At 60.3% G+C, this 20,906-nt stretch carries 19 protein-coding genes; 3 read left to right on the top strand and 16 right to left on the bottom strand.

Annotated elements, in window-relative coordinates; translation table 11 throughout:
- Positions 1 to 7 precede the first annotated feature (7 nt).
- Positions 8 to 832, top strand: coding sequence for an outer membrane protein assembly factor BamD (locus AC1DYQ_RS04145; RefSeq protein WP_477685688.1), 825 nt, complete (start codon positions 8 to 10; stop codon positions 830 to 832).
- On the opposite strand, the gene AC1DYQ_RS04140 is transcribed toward AC1DYQ_RS04145, so the two are convergent.
- Positions 795 to 2,801, bottom strand: a complete 2,007-nt coding sequence (locus AC1DYQ_RS04140; RefSeq protein WP_477685687.1) for an ATP-dependent DNA helicase — start codon at positions 2,799 to 2,801, stop codon at positions 795 to 797. The two genes, AC1DYQ_RS04145 and AC1DYQ_RS04140, sit on opposite strands and share 38 nt — an antisense overlap.
- Positions 2,801 to 3,004, bottom strand: a complete 204-nt coding sequence (locus tag AC1DYQ_RS04135; RefSeq protein WP_457280662.1) for a DUF465 domain-containing protein — start codon at positions 3,002 to 3,004, stop codon at positions 2,801 to 2,803. The genes AC1DYQ_RS04140 and AC1DYQ_RS04135 overlap by 1 nt, the downstream gene beginning before the upstream one ends.
- Before the next feature lie 84 nt (positions 3,005 to 3,088).
- Between AC1DYQ_RS04135 and AC1DYQ_RS04130 the strand changes: the two genes are divergently transcribed.
- Positions 3,089 to 3,847 (top strand): PP2C family protein-serine/threonine phosphatase, encoded by a 759-nt coding sequence (locus AC1DYQ_RS04130; protein ID WP_477649471.1) that lies wholly within the window; start codon positions 3,089 to 3,091, stop codon positions 3,845 to 3,847.
- Positions 3,848 to 3,874: 27 nt separating this feature from the next.
- On the opposite strand, the gene AC1DYQ_RS04125 is transcribed toward AC1DYQ_RS04130, so the two are convergent.
- From AC1DYQ_RS04125 to AC1DYQ_RS04060, 14 genes are all read right to left on the bottom strand, one after another.
- Positions 3,875 to 4,534, bottom strand: a complete 660-nt coding sequence (locus AC1DYQ_RS04125; protein WP_477685686.1) for a hypothetical protein — start codon at positions 4,532 to 4,534, stop codon at positions 3,875 to 3,877.
- Positions 4,531 to 5,634, bottom strand: a complete 1,104-nt coding sequence (gene zapE, locus AC1DYQ_RS04120) for a cell division protein ZapE (protein ID WP_477685685.1) — start codon at positions 5,632 to 5,634, stop codon at positions 4,531 to 4,533. The genes AC1DYQ_RS04125 and zapE overlap by 4 nt, the downstream gene beginning before the upstream one ends.
- Before the next feature lie 19 nt (positions 5,635 to 5,653).
- Complete coding sequence (lpdA, locus tag AC1DYQ_RS04115; protein WP_477685684.1) at positions 5,654 to 7,081, bottom strand: dihydrolipoyl dehydrogenase; 1,428 nt, start codon at positions 7,079 to 7,081, stop codon at positions 5,654 to 5,656.
- 6 nt (positions 7,082 to 7,087) lie between these two features.
- Positions 7,088 to 7,561, bottom strand: coding sequence for a hypothetical protein (locus AC1DYQ_RS04110; protein WP_477685683.1), 474 nt, complete (start codon positions 7,559 to 7,561; stop codon positions 7,088 to 7,090).
- Positions 7,562 to 7,569: 8 nt separating this feature from the next.
- On the bottom strand, positions 7,570 to 8,838 hold the full coding sequence (gene odhB, locus AC1DYQ_RS04105; RefSeq protein ID WP_457280657.1) for a 2-oxoglutarate dehydrogenase complex dihydrolipoyllysine-residue succinyltransferase: 1,269 nt from the start codon (positions 8,836 to 8,838) through the stop codon (positions 7,570 to 7,572).
- 57 nt (positions 8,839 to 8,895) lie between these two features.
- The gene (locus tag AC1DYQ_RS04100) at positions 8,896 to 11,784 is read right to left on the bottom strand and encodes a 2-oxoglutarate dehydrogenase E1 component (protein ID WP_457280656.1); all 2,889 of its coding nucleotides are present in this window, start codon (positions 11,782 to 11,784) and stop codon (positions 8,896 to 8,898) included.
- Positions 11,785 to 12,060: 276 nt separating this feature from the next.
- Complete coding sequence (gene soxB, locus AC1DYQ_RS04095; protein WP_477685682.1) at positions 12,061 to 13,776, bottom strand: thiosulfohydrolase SoxB; 1,716 nt, start codon at positions 13,774 to 13,776, stop codon at positions 12,061 to 12,063.
- A gap of 106 nt (positions 13,777 to 13,882) precedes the next feature.
- Complete coding sequence (gene soxX / locus AC1DYQ_RS04090) at positions 13,883 to 14,542, bottom strand: sulfur oxidation c-type cytochrome SoxX (RefSeq protein WP_477685681.1); 660 nt, start codon at positions 14,540 to 14,542, stop codon at positions 13,883 to 13,885.
- Positions 14,543 to 14,560: 18 nt separating this feature from the next.
- Positions 14,561 to 15,367: a sulfur oxidation c-type cytochrome SoxA gene (gene soxA / locus AC1DYQ_RS04085; protein WP_477685680.1), complete on the bottom strand. Its 807-nt coding sequence runs from the start codon at positions 15,365 to 15,367 to the stop codon at positions 14,561 to 14,563.
- 63 nt (positions 15,368 to 15,430) lie between these two features.
- Positions 15,431 to 15,742: a thiosulfate oxidation carrier complex protein SoxZ gene (soxZ, locus tag AC1DYQ_RS04080; RefSeq protein WP_477685679.1), complete on the bottom strand. Its 312-nt coding sequence runs from the start codon at positions 15,740 to 15,742 to the stop codon at positions 15,431 to 15,433.
- Positions 15,743 to 15,791: 49 nt separating this feature from the next.
- Positions 15,792 to 16,259 (bottom strand): thiosulfate oxidation carrier protein SoxY, encoded by a 468-nt coding sequence (gene soxY / locus AC1DYQ_RS04075; protein WP_477651150.1) that lies wholly within the window; start codon positions 16,257 to 16,259, stop codon positions 15,792 to 15,794.
- Positions 16,260 to 16,407: 148 nt separating this feature from the next.
- Positions 16,408 to 17,547, bottom strand: a complete 1,140-nt coding sequence (locus tag AC1DYQ_RS04070; protein WP_477685863.1) for a c-type cytochrome — start codon at positions 17,545 to 17,547, stop codon at positions 16,408 to 16,410.
- A 34-nt stretch (positions 17,548 to 17,581) separates the two neighbouring features.
- Positions 17,582 to 18,916, bottom strand: a complete 1,335-nt coding sequence (gene soxC, locus AC1DYQ_RS04065; RefSeq protein ID WP_477685678.1) for a sulfite dehydrogenase — start codon at positions 18,914 to 18,916, stop codon at positions 17,582 to 17,584.
- Positions 18,917 to 18,934: 18 nt separating this feature from the next.
- Positions 18,935 to 19,318 (bottom strand): ArsR/SmtB family transcription factor, encoded by a 384-nt coding sequence (locus AC1DYQ_RS04060; RefSeq protein ID WP_477685677.1) that lies wholly within the window; start codon positions 19,316 to 19,318, stop codon positions 18,935 to 18,937.
- 254 nt (positions 19,319 to 19,572) lie between these two features.
- Here AC1DYQ_RS04060 and AC1DYQ_RS04055 point away from each other — a divergent pair, with 254 nt between their 5' ends.
- Positions 19,573 to 20,904 carry a surface lipoprotein assembly modifier gene (locus AC1DYQ_RS04055; protein ID WP_477685676.1) on the top strand — a complete coding sequence of 444 codons (1,332 nt, stop codon included), beginning with the start codon at positions 19,573 to 19,575 and terminating at the stop codon, positions 20,902 to 20,904.
- Positions 20,905 to 20,906 lie beyond the last annotated feature (2 nt).

Below are 20,906 nucleotides of genomic sequence, written 5' to 3'. Positions count from 1 at the left end.
GATTGCAATGTTTTCCACCAAATTATCGGTTGTTCCCAATGCAATGCCGCTTTTTGCAGCCGTTTGCGCTTTGTCTTTTGTGATTGCCGGATGCTCGAGCACCCCTGCGCCCGACAAGACTGCTACATGGAGCCCGAACAAGATTTACGCCGAAGCAAAAGATGAAGCCAGCGGCGGGGCCTATGACAAGGCAATCCCGCTGTACGAAAAACTGGAAGGCCGTGCTGCAGGTACCCCCCTCGCCCAGCAAGCGCAGCTTGAGAAAGCCTATGCCCAATATAAGGGAGGAGAACAAGCTCAGGCTATCGCGACATTGGACCGGTTTATGAGACTGCACCCGGCCAGTCCGGCCCTGGACTATGCGTTGTATCTCAAAGGCCTGGTGAACTTCAATGACAATCTCGGTATTTTCGGGTTTATTTCCCGTCAGGATTTGTCCGAAAGGGACCAAAAAGCAGCCAAGGAATCCTTTGAGTCATTCAGGGACCTTGTGACCCGCTTCCCAGAGTCAAAATACTCGCCGGATGCCCGCCTGCGGATGAGCTATATCGTGAACTCGCTGGCCCAATCCGAAGTGCATGTCGCGCGGTACTATTACTCAAGGGGTGCCTACGTGGCGGCAATCAACCGTGCGCAGAGTGCAATCGCCGACTACCGCGATGTACCCGCATTGGAAGAGGCTATCTTCATTCTCTATAAGTCCTACGAAGCGCTGGGTATGGTCGAATTGCGTGACGATACCCGCCGTATCCTCGAAAAGAGCTACCCGCAGAGCGAATACTTGAGCAAGGGATTCAAGTCGGGAGACAATCCTTGGTACAAGTTTTGGTAAGAGCTTCCAGCCGGTCGAACAGCTCCTCCTCGGATGCCAACCGCCGCATCGGCGGAAGAGCTCTCAGCAAACGCCGCCCATAACCCATGGTTGCCAGGCGGCTGTCGCAGACCACCAACACCCCCTGGTCACTTTCTCGGCGTATCAGGCGCCCGGCACCCTGCTTGAGGGCTACCGCCGCCTCAGGCAGAAAATAGTCGTTAAAAGCACTGCGTCCTTGTGATTCGAGAAGCTTTGAGCGCGCCTCTGCCAGCGGGTCGTTCGGAGGCGGAAAAGGCAGCTTGTCAATGACAACCAATTGCAGCGCGTCGCCTGGCACGTCAATGCCCTCCCAAAATGACGCCGAAGCCACCAGCACGCAGCCTTTGCCGCCATTGGCATTGCCTTCACGGAAACGTTCAATCAGCACACGCTTGGGCATGGCACCCTGAACCAGCACCTCCATGTCCGGCGAATCCAGAAAAACCTCTCTGAGTGCATCACCAATGGTGCGCAAAGCCCGCAGCGTGGTCGTCAAAACCATGGTGCGCCCCCCGAGATGCCTCGACCATCTGGCGGCAGCTTCGGCGACTTTCATGGTGTGAGCAGGATCTCCCGGTTTGGGGAACACCTCAGGCACATATAACGCCGCCTGCCTCTCGTAATCAAAAGGACTTCCTACCCGCAAGACCTCGGCATCTTCCAGCCCGCAAGGCTTGGTAAACCAGCTGAGCTTGTCGTCATCTCCCAGTGTGGCAGAAGTGAATATCCATGACTTTGCGGAACCGGCGGACGCACCCAGCACTTTGCTTTTCACCGCCTTCGAAATATCCAGCGGCGACTCGACCAGCCGGAGCTGGGTTCCCACGTCAGCCCAGCGCACGCAGCCCGCCTCGCATGTGTGAACGAAGCGCTGGGCGCGTTCCGCCAGCTCCTCGGCACGCTCATGGAGGCGAACGAAATCAGGCGCGATTTCACTGACCGTATCCAGGGCGGCACAAGCCCGCTCGCAAGACGTGTGAATGACTTGCAACGCACTGTTCCACTCAGCCGCATTCAACCCCTCCGGAGACTCACCCACCCATCGCAGTTTGGTTCCTGGGTACTGTTTCCCGGCACACAGACGCAACTCCCGCGCAGCGTGCTCGACGGCCGACACCACCTCCTGCCAGTCCACCAGCCCGCGGGCCAGCTGCAGGCCGGTTGCCAGCATGTCCCGTGCAAAATCAAGAAGCTGGCCCGTGGTGAGGTTTGTTCCCAGAAATTGCACGCCGGTCTCGTTGAGCTGATGCGCTTCATCGAAGATGGCAATGCGCACGGAAGGCAGCAATTCAGCGACGCCGGATTCGCGCACCGCCAAGTCGGCAAAGAACAGGTGATGGTTGATCACCACCACGTCGGCGGCCATGGCTTCCCTGCGGGCCAGATTCACATGACAGGCCCGAAAACGCGGACAGGTGGCGCCCAGGCAGTTCTCACGGGTGGAGGTCACCAGCGGAATCATCGGCGAACGTTCGTCCAGGCCAGGGAGTTCGGCCAGGTCGCCGGTGCGCGTAATCTTGGACCATTCCTCAATTTTGGCCAGGGCGCGCACGGAAACGCCGTCGGGCAAATAAGCCTCCTGGCGCGCCATTTCCATCCGGTGCAGGCACAGGTAGCTGCCCCGGCCCTTGAGAAGCGCCATACTGACGGGAAGACCCAGCGTCTCCACCAGTCGCGGCAAATCACGACCGAAAAGCTGGTCCTGCAAGGCCTTGGTCGCTGTCGACAACAACACGCGCTCGCCGCTTAGCAAAGCGGGGACCAGGTATGAAAAAGTTTTACCTACGCCGGTACTGGCCTCGACCACCAAGGGGTATGCTCCCTCGATTGCACGCGCCACGGCCAGAGCCATTTCAGTCTGGCCGCTGCGGGGCACGAAATGCTCCGCGGCGCGCGACAGGACACCGCCCGGCGCAAAGGCCTCTTCTACTTCTATCGCAAGGGTCATCAAGCAGGCTCTGGGGGATCCAGCGACAGCTCAAGCTGTGCAATCTGGTCACGAAGCTGCAGGCGCCGCTTTTTGAGGCGCCTGAGCAACAACTCATCAATGGGAAAGGCGTGCGCGGTCAGGTCCACCAGCGCATTGAGATCGGCGTGCTCCATTTTGAGTTCGATCAGCTGGCGTTCCGGAGAATGTAAATTTAAGTCCAAGGTTTTTTATCCGTACACGCTGCTTCGCTTGATAATACGTCGATTGCGACCATAAATCGAGCCTCGCGCTTGAACGACCACACAATGTCCAAAGGTTATCGAATCACAGCGTCCACCGGTATCCATAAAGGCGATCGGGACTACCAGCAGGATCAGGTCAATCTGTTCAGTCACTCACGCATTCCCGGCTGCATGCTGGGTATCGTGGCTGACGGTATGGGAGGCCGTAGCGGAGGGCGCAAGGCCTCCGATCAGGTCATGTTGACGGCCAAGCAGCTTTTTGAGCGCTATGCCCCGGAAACGGATGATGCGCCTGCGATGCTCAAGCAGGTCATTGAAGAAGCCCATATCGTCATCAAACTGACTGCGATCTCGGCCGAGCAGGAACCGCACAGCACGCTGGCAGCATTTCTGATCAACCCGGGCGGGGACTGTCACTGGGTACATACCGGCGACTCAAGGATTTACCATTACCAGGGCAGCAAGCTTGTGCACAGGACGGTTGACCATTCGTATGTGCAGACCCTGGTGGACAAAGGCGAGATTACCGAGGAAGAAGCCAATGTCCATCCGCAGTCGAACATCCTGATGGGCTGCCTGGGCACTGAAGATGCGCCACCTATTACCCACCATTTCATCCCGCAACTCCGGCCTGAAGACGTCCTGCTGGCTTGCAGTGACGGAGTTTGGCACTATTTCAGCACCAGTGAAATGGGCTCGGCCCTGTCAATGCTGTCACCTCGCGAGGCAACTGAGTTCCTGATCCAGAAAGCAAGATCCCGCGCAAGAGGCGGCGGTGACAACCTCTCGCTGGTAATCGTCAAACTCGAACCTCTGGGTTGAGTTCCGCACGGTAGTTCAAAACCAGGCTTACTCCGGCAAAGGCAGCGGCTTCGCCGGGGGTTTGGTTTGTTTCAGGCGGTCACGCTCATGCTGCGCCTTGCGCTCCTGAGCCTCCTTCTGACGGTCACTGAATTTTTTGGCTTCTTCCGCAGCCGTGGCCTGCTTGTCGAGCCGGTCCTGGACCCGTTCCTGGCTACCCTTTATCTTGGCAGCGTTGGCGTCGCTGCTGCCTTGCTCTGCGGCCTTGGCTGCGCCACGGTCCTCGGCTTTCTTTTTCTCCCGTTCAAGACGGGATTGGGAGTCTGCTAAGGCCTTCGCCCGGCGGTCTGCGGCCTCCTGCTGCTTTTCAGCTGACGATTTCTCTTCCGTTTTACGGATCTGCTCCGCACCCTTGATGCGGCGTTCCTCGTCATTGAGCGACAGCTCTTGCCGGCGAAGGTCTGCCATGGCTTCGCGCCGCCGGTCATTGACTTTTCCCAGGCAGCTGTTGACGGCAAACCGGTCGTAGCAGGCTGCATCCTCAGCCAAAAATCCTGCTTCCAGCCTGTTGCGTTCGGCGCTGATTCTCGTCCGCTCGGCATCAATGCTTCGCATCTGGTCAGCGGGTGCAGCCGTCTCGACCGTGGACTGCGCATTCGCGAGCACGCTTAAAGCGATGAGAAAACAGGCGGTAACCAGATGCTTCATGTGAGTGTTGTATCCACGTTTCTGCGTTCAAGCGCCAGGAATTCCTTTGACTGCATTTCGTTGAGCCGGGAAACCGTACGGGGGAATTCGTGTACCAGCGGCCCCTCGGTGTACAACGCCTCAGGAGCGACTTCTGCCGACATGATCAACTTGACCCGGCGGTCATACAGCACATCCACCAGCCAGGTAAACCGCCGTGCCTCCGACGCCATACGCACCGGCATATGCGGTACATCGCTTAGCAGCACGGTATGAAACTGCGTGGCTATTTCCAGGTAATCGTTTTGCGAACGCGGACCACCGCACAGCGTCTTGAAGTCAAACCAGACGACTCCCCCCGCCTTGCGCCTGGCCTGGATTTGCCTGGACTCAATCTGCAATACCGGGTTCTCATCCTGAGACTCTGCCAGCGCATTAAAAGTTTCAGTCATTTCAGCATCGGCCTGAAGGCCTAGCGGGGTGTGATAGAGCTTCGCCTGGGCTAACGTGCGCCCGCGGTAGTCCGTCCCGTTGTCAACACTGATGACCTCCAGCCTCGCCTTCAGCAATTCAATGGCAGGCAGAACACGGTCGCGATGCATGCCATTCGGATACAGCTCGTCCGGCTGAAAGTTGGAAGTTGTGACAAAGCCGACCCCATTGTCAAACAGCGCCGACAACAGACGGTGAAGAATCATCGCGTCGGTGATGTCCGCCACATGAAACTCGTCAAAGCAGATGAGCCGGTATCGCTTCGCAATGCGCCGACCGAGTTCGTCCAGCGGATTTGCCGTACCCTGAAGGTCCTGCAACTCCCGGTGCACCTCGCGCATGAACTCGTGAAAGTGCAGCCGTACCTTGCGCCTGAGTGGGACAGCCCCGAAAAAGCAGTCCATCAAGAAGCTTTTCCCCCTGCCGACGCCTCCGTACATGTACACGCCACGAGGGACATCAGGCCGGTTTATCAGCTTCTTGATGGCATTGGAGCGCTGCTCCTTGAACGCCGCCCACTCAGAGGCACAACGCTCAAGCGCTTCGACTGCCCGCAACTGGGCAGGATCGCTTTGATAGCCCCGCGCCGCAAGTTCGGCGTCATACGCCGAGCGCACCGGTTGATTCACCGACTTCTTGCCTGCGTGCTCAGAAATTCAAGGTGCGCTTGTCGACCGCCAGCGCAGCTTCCTTGGTCGCCTCGCTCAATGACGGATGGGCATGGCAAATACGCGCAATGTCTTCGCTGCTGGCGCGGAATTCCATGGCCACCACGCATTCGGCGATCAGTTCGCTGGCCATCGGGCCGACGATGTGCACGCCGAGAATTTCATCCGTCGCGGCATCGGCCAGCATCTTCACCATGCCAGTCGTGTCACCCAGCGCGCGTGCGCGGCCATTGGCCATGAACGGGAAAGTCCCTGCCTTGTACGCCCGGCCGGCAGCTTTGAGTTGCTCTTCGGTCTGCCCCACCCAGGCGATTTCAGGGTTGGTGTAGATCACCCAGGGGATCGTATTGAAGTTGACATGCCCATGCTGCCCGGCAATGCGCTCGGCAACCGCAACGCCCTCTTCCTCGGCCTTGTGCGCCAGCATGGGCCCGCGTACCACGTCACCGATAGCCCAGACATTGGGCAGGCTGGTCTTGCATTCGTCATCCACCACCACGGCGCCGCGCTCGTCGAGCTTCAGGCCAACGGCTTCAGGGTTCAGGCCCTGGGTGTTGGCTACCCGGCCAATGGAGATGATGAGCTTGTCCACTTCCAGGGTCTGGGCTTCGCCCTTGGCATCGGTGTAGGCAACACTCACACCTTTCTTGCCGCTCTTGATCTCGCCGACCTTCACGCCGAGCGCGATTTTCAGGCCCTGCTTGTCGAATGCCTTCTTGGCTTCCTTGGCGATCTGCTGATCAACCGCGCCCAGGAACGTCGGCAGGCCTTCCAGTACCGTCACGTCTGCACCCAGGCGGCGCCAGACCGAGCCCATTTCCAGGCCGATCACCCCGGAGCCGATCAGGCCCAGCTTCTTGGGAACGGCGCCGATGCGCAGTGCTCCGTCATTCGACAGGATGTTTTCCTCGTCAAATGGCGCGCCCGGGAGCGCGCGGGCGTTGGAACCCGTGGCCACGATGATGTGCTTGCCGGAGATGGTTTCCTCAGCGGCACCAGCGACCTTGACGTCATAGAGACCCTCTTTGGCGGCGACAAAGGAGCCACGGCCGTGAAAAAAGGTGACCTTGTTCTTCTTGAACAGGTAGACGATGCCGTCGTTGTTCTGCTTGACGACAGTGTCCTTGCGGGCAAGCATCTTCGTGACATCCAGGCCTAGGCCCTTGACCTCAATGCCATGATCGGCAAAGTGGTGGCTGGCATGGTCGAAATGTTCGGACGATTGCAGCAACGCCTTGGACGGAATGCAGCCGACGTTGGTGCAGGTGCCACCCAGGGCCGGGCCGCCTTTGGCGTTCTTCCATTCGTCGATACAGGCGACGTTGAAACCCAGTTGGGCGGCGCGAATCGCGGCAATGTAACCGCCGGGGCCGCCACCGATGACGATGACGTCGAATTGTTTAGACATGTTTCTTTATTCCTTCTTGAGTTCAAACGCCCCCGCGTGGAGGACGATTCCAAATACACCGGTGCGCGCCAGCAGGCTTTCCTGCTGGGGACCATCGCGGCCAATTTTCACGGTCGTTCCGGGCGTGGTCTTGCAGACAAACAGATGCCTGGCATCGAGGCATTCAATCCCGCCGGCGGCATGCAGCGCGGCCCAGCCGAAGCCCTCATACTCCTCCGCGAGAAAGCGGCGCAGGAATACGGTCTCCGCAGGGGTCCGCACATCGGCAATGGTCCAGCGGACCAGGTCCGACTGGTATTTTTCAACCAGCTTCCCCGGGTCAGCATCCGGCGCCTTCGCCAGTACCAGCCGGGACCCCGCCTGCGAAACACTGACCCACTGCAACCCGTAGTGGCCGCTCCAGTTGTCGCCAACCGGCGCCGCAGCCACGGCAAGGCCCACGCTCAACGTGCAGGCCAGGCAGGCGACGAGGCGGCGCATCGACAGCCTTAGATGTCGAACAGCAGACGTGCAGGATCTTCCAGCGCTTCTTTCATCGCCACCAGGCCCAGCACGGCTTCACGACCGTCGACGATGCGGTGGTCATAGCTCATGGCCAGGTAGTTCATCGGACGGACCACGATCTGGCCGTTTTCGACCACGGCGCGGTCCTTGGTCGCATGCACGCCCAGGATCGCCGACTGCGGCGGGTTGATGATAGGCGTGGACAACATGGAGCCGAAAACACCGCCATTGGAGATCGAGAAAGTACCGCCGGACATTTCTTCAATGCCCAGCTTGCCGTCGCGTGCCTTGGCACCGTATTCGGCAATCTTCTTCTCGATGTCGGCAAAGCTCATCTGGTCTGCATTGCGCAGAATGGGCACCACCAGGCCGCGCGGGGAACCGACGGCGATGCCGATGTCGAAGTAGCCGTGGTAAACGATGTCATTGCCGTCAACCGATGCGTTGAGCACGGGGTACTTCTTCAACGCATGCACAGCGGCCTTGACGAAGAAGCTCATGAAGCCGATCTTCACACCGTGTTCTTTTTCAAACTTCTCCTGGAAGCGCTTGCGCATTTCCATCACCGGCGCCATGTTCACTTCATTGAACGTGGTCAGGATGGCGTTGGTGGCCTGCGATTGCAGCAGTCGCTCGGCGATACGCGCGCGCAGGCGGCTCATGGGCACGCGCTGCTCAGGGCGGTCACCAAGATCGGAAGGTTTGGCGGAAGCAGCAACCTGCGGCAAGGCCGCAGTAGGCACGCCTGTGGGAATGGCAACAGCAGCGGCCGGCTTGGCACCGCCAGCAGCCGCACCGAGGACGTCGCCCTTGGTAACGCGGCCATCCTTGCCGGTTCCAGGCACCGAACCAGCGGCAAGGTTGTTGTCGGCCATCAGCTTGGCTGCAGCCGGCATGGGAACGCCAGCCATGGAGCCACCGGCTGCGGGTGCAGGCGCGGAGACAACAGCAGCGGCAGGTGCTGCAGCGGCCGCCGCCGGAGCGGCTGCAGGAGCAGCGGCACCCGCTTTGCCTTCGGTGTCGATCCGGGCAATCACCTGATCTGACACCACCGTGCCGCCGTCCGCGACGACCAGCTCGGTCAGCACGCCGGCGGAAGGCGCCGGCACTTCCAGCACCACCTTGTCGGTTTCGATCTCAATCAGGATTTCATCCACGGCGATTGCATCACCGACTTTTTTCTTCCACTGCAGCATGGTGGCCTCGGCCACGGACTCGGACAACTGGGGGACTTTGACTTCTACGATAGCCATGTTGATTCTTTCGGGTTCGTTCTTGTATTCGTGTTCTTGGTTCGGGAAGGGGCGACCTTACTTGGTCAGCACAAAGCCCTTGAGCTTGGCAAACGCGCCGTCCACCAGCGCCTTTTGCTGCTCCTGGTGCAGGTGCGAATAGCCCACAGCCGGTGATGCCGAAGCAGCACGGCCGGAATAGCCCAGTTTTTGACCTTCGAACATGTTCTCGTGGATGTAGTGCTGCACAAAGAACCAGGCACCCTGATTTTGTGGCTCGTCCTGGCACCACACGATGTCGGTGGCGTTCGGGTACTTTTTCAGCTCGGCCGCAAAAGCCTTGTGCGGGAACGGATAAAGCTGCTCAACACGAATAATGGCCGTATCGTCAATGCCCTTTTCTTCACGCTTCTTGGCCAGGTCGTAATACACCTTGCCCGAGCACGCGATGATGCGCTTGACCTTGTCTGCCTTCTTGTTGATGTCATCCTTGGTCTCGGGGATGATGGTCTGGAACCCACCCTTGGTGAATTCGGACAGCGGCGAGGTGGCGTCCTTGTTACGCAGCAGCGACTTGGGCGTCATGATGACCAGCGGCTTGCGCAGGTTGCGCACCATCTGGCGGCGCAGCACGTGGAAGATCTGGCTGGCGGTCGTCGGTTGCACCACCTGCATGTTGGTGTCCGCCGACAGCTGCATGAAACGCTCCAGGCGTGCCGAGCTGTGCTCCGGGCCCTGGCCTTCATAGCCGTGCGGCAGCATCAGGGTGATGCCATTGACGCGGCCCCACTTGACTTCGCCCGAGGCGATGAACTGGTCGATCACGACCTGCGCGCCGTTGGCGAAGTCGCCGAACTGGGCTTCCCAGATCACCAGCGTGTTCGGGTCGTTCGATGCATAGCCGTATTCAAACGCCAGCACCGCCTCTTCAGACAGGATGGAGTCGATGACAACGAACGGAGCCTGGTTGTCGGCCACGTTCTGCAGCGGCACATAGGTACCGGTGTCGAACTTTTCGCGATTCTGGTCGTGAATGACGGCATGGCGATGCGTGAACGTGCCGCGTCCGCAATCTTCGCCCGACAGGCGCACCGGGTAGCCACTTGCCACCAGTGAGGCAAACGCCATGTGCTCGCCCATGCCCCAGTCCACAGGGACGTCACCGCGGCCCATGGCTGCGCGGTCGTCATACACCTTCTTGACCAGCTGATGCGGCGTCACGGTCGCGGGGATGGCCGTGATCTTGTCGGCAAGGCGCTTCCACTCGGCCATCGGGATGGCGGTGTCGCCGGCATCGGTCCACTTCTTGCCCAGGTAAGGCACCCAGTCAACCGCATACTTGCTCTTGAAGTTGGTGAGAACCGGATCAAACGTGCTCTTGCCGGCATCCAGCGCGGCGCGCGTGGCCTTGACCATGTCGTCGCCCAGGGTGTCGCCCATGCCCTGCGCCGTCAGTTTGTCGGCGTACAGGCGGCGGGTGCCGGGGTGCTGTGCAATTTTCTTGTACATCAGCGGCTGGGTCAGCGCTGGCGTGTCCTGCTCGTTGTGGCCCAGCTTGCGGAAGCAGATGATGTCGACCACGACATCCTTCTGGAACTCCATGCGGAACTCGAGGGCCAGCTGGGTAGCCAGCACCACGGCTTCCGGGTCGTCGCCATTGACGTGCAGCACCGGCGCTTCAATCATCTTGACGACGTCGGAGCAGTACAGCGTCGAGCGACTGTCGCGCGGGTCGCTGGTGGTGAAACCGATCTGGTTGTTGATCACGATGTGCACCGTGCCGCCGGTGAAATAACCGCGGGTTTCGGCCAGCGCCAGCGTTTCCATCACAACGCCCTGCCCTGCAAAAGCGGCATCACCGTGCACCAGCACCGGCAGCACCTGCAGGCCTTTGGGGTCGGCACGGCGATCCATGCGGGCGCGCACCGAGCCTTCAACCACGGGGTTGACGATTTCCAGGTGAGAGGGATTGAAAGCCAAAGTCAGGTGGACCGGGCCGCCAGGGGTGGTCACGTCGGAGCTGAAGCCCTGGTGGTACTTGACGTCGCCGCTGGGCAGGTCTTCAGGTGCGGTGTGGTCGAATTCGGCGAACAGGTCGGCGGGGACTTTGCCCAGGGAATTGACCAGCACATTCAGGCGGCCGCGGTGGGCCATGCCGATCACTATTTCCTGCACGCCCTTGATACCGCCCTGCTGGATCAGCTCGTCCATGCAGGCGATGAAGCTCTCGCCGCCTTCGAGCGAGAAGCGCTTCTGGCCGACGTACTTGGTGTGCAGGAAACGCTCCAGGCCTTCGGCTGCAGTCAGCCGGTCCAGGATGTGGAGCTTCTTTTCCTTGGTGAAATTGGGTTTGCTGCGAATCGATTCGAGCTTTTGCTGCCACCAGCGCTTGTGGTTCTGGTCGGTCGCGTACATGTACTCGGCGCCAATCGTGCCGCAGTAGGTTTCGCGCAGCGCGTTCATGAGCTCGCGCAGGCTCATGGTGTCTTTGCCGAAGAACGTGTTGCTGGTGTTGAACACGGTTTCCTGGTCGGCGTCGCTGAAACCGTAGAAAGACGGCTCCAGTTCGGGAATTTTGTCGCGTTCGGCACGCTTGAGCGGGTCCAGGTCGGCCCAGCGTGCGCCGACGTTGCGGTAGGCGGCGATCAGTTGCTGGACGGCCGTGCGCTTGCGGCCCATTTCGGAGTCGGCGCCGCTGGCGACCACAACTTTGGTCTGGCCCTGCTTGGCGCGCTCGGCAAAGGCGTTGACGACCGGCAGGTGTGGAACGTCTTTGGCATTGCTGCCGTCGACGGCGGGAACGTGCTGGAGTGCGTCGAAATACTCGCGCCAGTTGTCGGGCACGCTGCCGGGGTTGGCAAGGTAGTTTTCGTACATCTCTTCGACATAGGGCGCGTTGCCGCCGAAGAGATAGGTGTTGCCTTGATAGGCAGAATAGACAGACGATGCTGCCGGGTTGGAACTCATATCCGCTGACCTCCGTTTCCCTTTGGGAAACATTAGCTGGTTAAAGCTTGTTAATTAACCTTCCGCAACACGGCTGGACCGATTAGCGGATGCGACTGTGGCAGGAAGGGCCTTCAGAAACAACCCAGATTGTGCCACCGAACTGTGACAGCGGAAAGACGGTGCTCATGACCATACCCGAAAAGGCCATCGCTTCTACGCACGCCCAACGCTCCCACATACCTCTTACATGCTCTCACATGCTTCGAAGCTACTGCTGCATTTGGGGGCGGAAAGTCAGGCGGCAAGACCCGGGTTGCCGGCCACGCCCACAAGCCGCGGGGTGTTGGGTTTGACAGGTTGAATGACCTTTTTGGCCTTCAGATAGCTTTCCACCACCTCCCAGACCGGGGGGCCGGCATTTTTGCTGGCCTCGGCCACCGGTGCCCAGCCGGCCACCTTGTAAGTCTTGCCGGCTTCGATGGGCTTGCCGCCCAGACGCATGTCCTGGATGCGTTCACCCATTTTGACGCCGGGCTCGCAGGTGTAGGTCAAACCGCCCACACGCACCATGTCGCCGCCCTGCTGGTAATACGGATCGGGGTTGAACAGGTTGTCGCCCACGTCCTCCAGGATGGTCTTGATCATGTCGCCGCGCATGTCCGTCAGCGTGGTCCAGGGATACGTGATCGCAGTCTGGTCCATCACGTGCTCGCGCGTGATGGCCTGGCCGGGCAGCAGAGAGGTTCCCCAGCGGAATCCGGGTGAAAACGCGATCTCGGCGCCGCGCACATTCATCAGCGCGTCCAGGATCAGCTGGTCAAAGCTGCCGTTGAAGTTGCCGCGGCGGTATAGCGTGCCTTCCGTTACCGCCAGTTTTTCACCCAGCTTGGCCGTGTAAGGTGCCCTCACCTTGCTGATCAGCTCGTTCATGGCCACGTCCGCAGGCAAAAAGTTGGCAAACACCGGCAGCAAGCGATATTTAAAGCCGGCCACCTTGCCGTCCTTGACGTCGAGGTCCAGCACGCCCAAAAACTTGCCGTTGCTGCCCGCGTTGGTCACGATGGTCTGGCCGCCGGGGTTTTTGACGATAACAGGCACCGGCACGCCGTCATGAGTGTGGCCGCCCAGAATGGCGTCGATTCCCGTGACGCGCGAGGCCATCTTCAGGTCCACATCCATGCCGTTGTGGCTGAGCAGCACCACGGCTTGCGCTCCTTTGGCACGCGCCTCATTCACCGTTTCCTGCATTTCGCTTTCGCGGATGCCGAAAGTCCAGTTCGGTGTGAGCCAGCCAGGATTGGCAATCGGTGTGTAGGGAAAAGCCTGGCCGACGATGGCAACAGGCACGCCATTCATTTCCTTGATGACGTAGGGCTTGAACACCGGGTCGCCAAAGTCGCTGGTTTTGACGTTTTGCGCAATAAAGTCAACCTTGCCGGCAAAGTCCTGCTCGACGATTTTTTTGATGCGCTCTTCGCCATAGGTGAAGTCCCAATGGCCCGTCATCACATCCACGCCCAGCAACCTGGCTGCATCCACCATGTCCTGGCCCTGTGTCCAGAGCGCCGTGGCGCTGCCCTGCCAGGTGTCACCGCCGTCGAGCAGTAAGGCACCCGGCCGGCCAGCCTTCAGTTGCTTTACCAGCGTTGCAAGGTGTGCAAAGCCGCCCACCTTGCCGTACTGGCGCGCCGCCCGCTCAAAGTTCAGGAAGGTCAGCGCATGCGCCTCGGGCGTACCCGACTTCAGGCTGGCAGCCTTGAGCAGATGTTCGCCCACCAGGTGCGGCGCCTGCCCGCGCATCGCCCCCACACCCAGGTTGACGGAGGGTTCGCGGAAATAGATCGGCAGCAGCTGGGCATGGCAATCGGTCATGTGCAGCAGATGCACATTGCCGGTGCGCGGCAGCTCGTACAGGCTTGCAGCCTGGGCGGCGCCGGCCTCGCGCAAAGGGAAACCGGCAGCCAGCGCAGCGGCCATGACACTTGCAAACTCTCGACGGGACAGGTTCATGGCGTTGGTCATCCTGCCCGGTGTGCCAGGCACTCTCTCAGGTTGCTATTAATGCAGGAGCTGCTTGCGTCCGTCGTTATTGGCCTGGAGGCCGAAAATACTCAAATTATTTGTTGATGGGCGAGTTCGGGTCCAGCAGCAGCGCCATCACGTCGCGGATCTGCTGCTCGTTCAGGATGGCGGCATGGCCAAACCGCGGCATGTCGGAGCACGCGTTGTAAGCCTTGGCGTTCCACAGCTTGCCCCAGGTGTACTCCACGATGGGCTTGCTCTCGGGCGAAGCCGGGTTGCTCACGCCACGCAGCTTGCCGTAGTTGTAAAGACTGGGGCCGATGGAGCCGAAAGACAGCTCGGCCTTGCTGATCTGGTGGCAGTTGTAGCAGCTGCCGCCATTGGCTTCGCCGGGCTTGTCGCTCCAGGTCAGGCCGCGGCCGTTCTGCGCAATTTTTTCGCCTTCGCTCCAGCTGCCGAGGTACTTGCCATCGGAAGGCAGTTTCACGGTTTTGAGGTTGGCTTCTTCAATGGCTTTGGCTGCTTTTTCCTCCAGCGGCTTGCCGGCGGCTTCCGAGCAGGCCTGGTTGGACGCATCCAGCGTCAGGCGGTCCATCTTCGCGATGCCCTGCTCACGGAAGGAGCTTTTCAGCACCTGCTGGGTGGCTTCGTCGACCTGTTGCGCCGTGGGCGCAACGGCGCAGCTGGACAGTAAAAAGGCAGTCAGCGCCAGGCAAACGCTGGACAGGGCGGCTTTGGTGTAAATCGTGTTCATCAGTTCTCTCCTGCCGGATTAGCGTTTGAGGGCCGGCGCAATGGAGGCGCCGCCCTTGCTGTTGACGCCCATGTACACGCCCAAGGCGATGGTGGCGTCAGAGGCGTACCCCGGGAAGGGGAAACGTTGCTGGCGATAGCAGTCGTTCAGGCGGCGCTGCATGCTCCACAGGTCGCCGCTGGAGACACGGTAGGCCGGCCAGGCGCCGAAGCCGTTGCCGGCGCCGGGCTGTTTGGTGAGGTTGGGCAAATCCTGCAGGCGGACACGCTTGTTGTCTTCACCATGGCAGGAGGCGCAGGAAAAGTCGTAAGGCCCGCCGCGCAGGTAAAACACTTTCTTGCCGACTTCGTACATCAGCTTTTCCTTGGCGTGCGACTGCGGCACGTTAAAGGTCATATCGCGCGATTCACCCGAGATATAGGCCACCAACGACTCGATGGACTTCTGCTCGCCCGCGCCGAAAGGAGTTTTGGCGATCTCGGCAGCATTAAAACCCTGCAGCTGCTCCATACAGGTCAGCAGGCGCGACTCCATGTCCTGCACCCGCTGGGTATCGGCAAAGAAGCGCGGCAGCTCGACAAACGCCCCCTTCACCACGCCCGGGCCCTTGCCCAGGTCGCATTTTTCAAGCGAGGCATTTTTGGGGCCGCGCGCCTGTTTCCAGAGTGCCTCGCCACGGGCTTCGTACAGCTCGGCCGGGTTGCCGTCAGCCAGCATGGCGCGGTATTCGGCAATACCTTCAGCAGTGCTCTTCTGCGCCGCCGCAGGCAATGACAAGGTGGCCATGGCGGCCAGGGCCGCCAGCCCAAACAGGCTCAACTTCATCGTGGACTCCTCAAATATCGTTGTGGGGCAGCCAATGTGCCGCATCGGGAAAACGGCCGGGATTCAGGCAACAACGGCTTCGTCGGTGCGCTTGTCGCCGTGGTTGTCGACCCAGCTGACCGCGATCTTGTCGCCGGCCTTGCCGCCCTTGAAGCTGAACTGCACAAAAGGGTTCTTGGACACGGCCGTGCCCCACTGCGCGCTCATCACGGTCTTGCCGTTCCAGGTGGCGCTGATGTTCTGGATAAACCAGGCCGGGACGGTCTTGCCGGCCGCGTCCTTGCGCTGACCGCTTTCCATTTCGTGACTCACCAGCACGCGCACGGTGGTTTTATCGCCTTGGGCCTGTGCCCGGATTCGCATCGGTTCTGACATTTTTTTCTCCTGATTTCAAGGGTTGAGGTGGTGATCGGGTGCGAGCGGCTTAACCGCCGCAGCCTCCGAGCGTGACCTTCACTTCCTTGACCGCATAAAAGTACTTGTCACCGGCCTTCGCCAGCGCGTAAACATTGGATGACTGGCCCATCTTGATGTTGGTCGAGACGTTGGCGTCGGTGCCGGCGGGGATCTCGAACATGGCAGCCAGCGCGCTGGGGTTCTTTTCGACAACGAGCGCAATTTGGGTGGTGTTGGCAATGTTGCTTTGCGCGCCGACACGCACCACATTGCCGTTCTCGGCAATTTCGGGCGCCTGCAGCAGCAGGTCCTTGCTTTCGACCGGAGCGCTGGTCGCGCCCATGGCCTTGGCGGCATCAGCCAGGGACTTGCTGTCAAAAGCGGCCTTGTTCCAGCCCGGCGCGTTTTGCGCATGGGCCGGGTTCAGGCCGGTGGCCGCTGCCAGCACCAGCGCAGTGGCGCCAGAACTGCTGGCCAGAAAATCACGACGTTCCATGGTGAACTCCTTTTTTATATAACTTTAATGTCTGAAAAACTAACAACGATTGGACACAAAAACGTCAAGCCGTGAAACGGTACTTATCCCGACCACGCTGTGAAAAAGTTAAAGCCGGCTGTCTCGACATCGTCAATTTCCATGCGCCTCATTTTGACGCGCCCTGAGCCAGCCAGTGGGAAATCTGCGCCGACTCCGCCGCACTCAGCGCCTGCGGTGGCATGGGGATTGCGCCCCAGACACCCTGCCCTCCGGCCTTGATTTTGCCCGAGAGGTAAACCGTCGCGTCGGCGCGGTCTTTATATTTGTTGGCTATATCCTTGAAGGATGGCCCGACCAGCTTGCTGTCCATGCCATGGCAGGCGGTGCAGGTATTTTTTTGCAGCAACGGCATGACGGACGCAACGCCGGGCGCAGCGGTTTTACCGGCAGCTGGCGGCTGCACGGCAACAACCGGCGTGGAGTTTGCTATCTTTTCAGGAGCTGCTTGCGCTCGTCCTGCCTGGTCTGGAGCCGTATTTGATTCAAATATTCCGGCCATCGGCGGCCGGGTGGTGTCCACACCCCGGCTGGCACCCACCAACCGCGACTGCTCGGCCAGGTTGCCATGGGCGTTGCGCGCGTAGTCTGGCAAAAAGCTTTTGACCACCACTTCACCAGCGCAATTTTTCATGCATGGCGAGCCCTGGACATCGGAGCGCGCCGTGCCGCCCAGCTCCTTGCCCGGCCACATCGCGTGCGACGTCGTCATGCCGTTGCGGTTGGGCAGGCGTGCCTGCACCTCGCGGATGTTCGCGTCCGACAAGGTGAAGTTGTCGGGCAGGATATTGCCCAGGTTCAGGATGTAGGCAGTGACGGCATAAACCTCGTCGGCCGTCAATGTTTTCGGGGCGTTCCAGGGCATGGCGCGGTTAATGTAGTCCCAAAGCGTCGACAGCGTGGAGACTTTCATCAGCGTAGTGCGGTTCGGCTGGTTGGAGCCAGGCATCAGGCCGTCCACGCGGCCATTCTTGATGTCGTCGGCCGTGACGCCGCCGGCAATCGGCGTGAACACTTCGGATGACTCGGCAAAACTGCCGTGGCAGGACGCACATTGCGCCTCCCAGATCACCTCGCCCTGCCGCACCGAGCCCTGCCCTTTGGGCAGGCCCTTGAAGTCGGGCCGCACATCGATGTCCCAGGCCTTGACCTCCGCCTGCGTCGCCGTGCGGCCGATGCCGGAGAGCGCCGCCGGCTTGTCAGCAGCCGCAGCCCATTGGGTAACACCCGCCAGCAGCAGCGAGCCCATCGCAACGCGGACGCCATGAGAAACGGACAAAGCCCTAGATCTGAACATTTTTCACCTCGCCGTTTTCTTCCAGCGACCACGACTGGATGGCGTTGTTGTGATAAATGCTGCGGGACGCGCGCACTTTGCGCAGTTCGTTGTACGTCGGCTGGATCTGGCCGGTTTCATCAACGGCACGGCTCTGGAAAATGGCTGGTTTGCCGTTCCACACAAAATCGGCATTAAAACGCGTCAGGCATTTGGCCAGCACCGGCCCTTCCAGACGCGCCGGCGCCCAGTTGCGCCCACCATCCACGGAGACATCCACGCGTTTGATCTTGCCCCGGCCGCTCCAGGCCAGGCCCGTGACGTTGTGAAAGCCCTTTTGCAGCAGCACCTGCCCGCCGCTGGGCGAGGTCACCACACTTTTGACTTCCTGGATGCTGGTGTATTGCCGGTGCAGGCCGCTGGGCTGCAGGTCGACGTAATGGATCGTCTCATCCTTGGCGCCATAAGGCATGTCGCCCACCTCGATACGCCGCAGGTATTTGATCCAGCTCACGCCCTGCACGCCCGGCACGATGAGCCGCAACGGGTAGCCGTTTTCAGGGCGCAGCATTTCGCCATTCTGGCCATAGGCCACCAGCACTTCGCCGCTCATCACCAGGCTCATGGGGATGGTGCGGGTCATGCCCGAGCCGTCGGCCCCCTCGGCCAGGATGAACTTCGCGCGCTTGAGGTCGGCGCCGCACAGCTCCAGCAGGGTCCGCAGCGGCACGCCGGTGAATTCGCTGCAGCTCAGCATGCCGTGGGTGTACTGCACTGTTGGCACCGCCGAGTTGCCCCACTCCATGCCGGTGTTGGCGCCGCATTCGATGAAGTGCATGCGGCTGACGTTCGGCAGGCGCATCAGCTCATCCATGCTGAAAACCATGGGGCGCTTGAGCATGGCGTCATCGGAGCCATTGACCATCAGCCGGTGTTTCGAAGGGTCGATGTCCCACCAGCCCTGGTGGTGGCGCTCAAAGTGCAGGCCGCTGGGGGTGATGATGCCAAAGAGGCCCTGCAAGGGGCAAAAGCTCACGCTGGCCTGGCCGATGCGCGTGAGGCCCGGGCTCTCGCGGCGCTGCAGGTTTTTTTCCCATTCGCTGGGCAGTCCGTAACCACGGGCCGCCACGGGCTGGCCCAGGCCCTTGCTGTGGGCGGGAAGGTTCAGGATATTGGCATCGCCTTCCGGAGTCGCTGCCCGTGCCTGGCCCACCGCCACCAGGCCGGCTGACGCAGCCGCAAACGCGCCGGCCAGAAAACCGCGGCGCCCGGCGCGCACATCCGCTATTTGCGCCCCTGAGAGGAAATTCTCCGGCGCGCGCTGTAGAAAACGGCTCAGCATAAAAGGCGTTCTTTCAGTTCAGGCGTCGTGGGATGCGGACCGCGGAGACAGGCTTTCGGCCGCCGACAATCCGCCCGGCTCATCCAGCTCAATGGCGATCTGGGTGCAGACACTGCGGCACAGCGCCACGGCTTTTTCGCTCTGAACGCGGTAAATCACCTGGGTGCCTTCCTTGCGCTTGGCCAGCACACCGGTGCGGTACAGCACGGCCAGATGTTGGGAAAGATTGGGCTGGGTGGTGTCAATCTCCGCCAGCAACTCGTTCACGGACTTTTCACGCTCGCACAGGGCGCTCAAGACGCGCAGGCGCATCGGCGTCGCGAGCACAGCGAACAACTCGGCCGCCAGTTCAAACACACGGCCCCTCTCGACTTGCGCACTGGTCTGGATCATCTCGTTCATAGCGATTTATGCTTAATATAAGTGATTGCTGATATTAAGCGTGAAGCCGTCCCAAAAAACCCGTAAATACCCTAGGCCAGCAAGGCGAACAGGTAAATATCACCAACCAACCCGCCAAACGCTAAAAAGGTGTTGCCTCCATGCACTTGAGCAGTCCGGCAAAGGTGTAATAAAGCGTTGAAAGACCCCTCATCGTGATATAAAACTTTTGTTACTTACGAGTTGTTACCCGTGACGCGTAAAACCCAATACTTATGTCTTCAAAAAAAACCTTCATCTTCAAAAGTACCGGCATCCTTCTCGCCGTCATGATGGCCACCGCGGCGCATGCGGAAGTCGATGCACTGGTCAGTCAGGCGCGTACGCTGCTCGACCAGAGCCAGGCACAAAAAGCCTTCGACCTGCTTGAGCCCCAGGAAACCGCACGCGCAGGCGACCCCGACTTCGACACGGTGCTGGGTATCGCCGCCAACGACACAGGGCAATTCACCCGCGCCATATTTGCGCTCGAACGCGTGCTGGCGGTGCAACCGGCCAACTCCCGTGCGCGTGCAGAGCTTGGACGGGCACTGTTTGCCGTCGGGGACAACGCCGGCTCGCGCAAGGTGTTACTGGAAGCCAAACAAGACAACATCCCGGCGGAGGCCGCCGCCACCATCGACCAATTCCTGCAAGCTATTGATCGCACGGAAGAAGCCGCCCGCTCGTCCGTCAAACCGTACCTGGAAGCCAGCGTCGGCTACGACACCAACGTCAACAGCGGCCCCGGCAATCCCAATGTCGCGGTTCCGCTTTTTGGCGGCGCAATTTTCACCCTCAATGCTTCGGGTGTTGAGACCAAAGATGCCTTCATGACCCTGGGCGGCGGGCTGTCAGCCCGTTACGTCGTCGACCCGCGCTGGTCGTTGATCGCGAACGCCAGCGGGAATTCGCGCATCAATGCCAAGTACAACGACTTCAACACCGGTCAGGTTGATGTCAACGCCGGTGCCAGCTACCGCTACGAAAAGCACGAATTCACCGGTGTCGTGCAGGCCGGCAGCTATACCGTCGCCGGATCCCGCGCGCGCGACCAGCAAGGCCTGGTCGGCGAATGGACCTACCGCATCGACGGCTTCCGCCAGTGGAGCACTTACCTGCAATGGGGCGAGTTGAGCTATCCGGGTCAATCGCTTCGTGATGCGGACCGAACCGTGCTGGGTACGTCCTACGCCCATGCATTCCGCGACGGTTTGCTGGTCTTCGGGGGCATTTATGTGGGTGCCGAGAAGGAAAAAGCCAGCGGCGTTCCGCACATGGGCCACCACCTGTTCGGCATCCGGTTGGGTACACAGAAATCCATCAGGGACGACCTCGCCTTTTTTGGCAATATCAGTTATGAAGACCGCAAATACGGCGGCACCGATCCGCTGTTCCTGGTCACCCGCAGCGACAGGCAGCTCAACCTGAACCTTGGCCTCAACTGGGTGCCCGCCAAGCTCTGGCGCGTGACGCCGCAGTTGTCACTGACCTCCGTCAAGTCGAACATTGCCATTTCCGACTACAACCGCAGCCTTTTCTCCGTGACCGTGCGCCGCGACTTCTAAAC

This window comes from Polaromonas sp. P1_F4, assembly GCF_056405675.1.
This window is presented reverse-complemented; position numbering and strand designations above follow the sequence as displayed.